General features: G+C 43.3%; 2 tRNA genes. Both read right to left on the reverse strand.

The annotated features are described in order from the left end of the window. Window positions 1–3: 3 nt before the first annotated feature. A tRNA-Gly gene (locus tag AB671_RS21295) sits at window positions 4–76 on the reverse strand. 86 nt (window positions 77–162) lie between these two features. Then, a tRNA-Tyr gene (locus AB671_RS21300) sits at window positions 163–243 on the reverse strand. Between the last annotated feature and the right edge of the window lie 78 nt (window positions 244–321).

A 321-nucleotide genomic window follows, 5' to 3' on the forward strand; every position in this document is an offset into this window, starting at 1 on the left:
TTGAGCGAAAGACGAGGGTCGAACTCGCGACATTCAGCTTGGAAGGCTGACGCTCTACCAACTGAGCTACTTTCGCAATTTTGTTTCCAAAATTATTGGTTAACGGTGTGCAAACTTAAAGAAAATCTTTAAAACTTGCAAGACTTTTTTTAATATAAAATGTGGGGAGAGCAGGATTCGAACCTGCGAAGCCGAAGCAACTGAGTTACAGTCAGTCCCATTTAGCCACTCTGGAATCTCCCCAGATATTTTATATTAAATTGAGCCTCCAGAGGGACTCGAACCCACGACCTGCTGATTACAAATCAGCTGCTCTAGCCA

It is taken from the genome of Chryseobacterium sp. BGARF1 (assembly GCF_001677955.1).
In the GTDB taxonomy this organism is placed as follows: domain Bacteria; phylum Bacteroidota; class Bacteroidia; order Flavobacteriales; family Weeksellaceae; genus Chryseobacterium.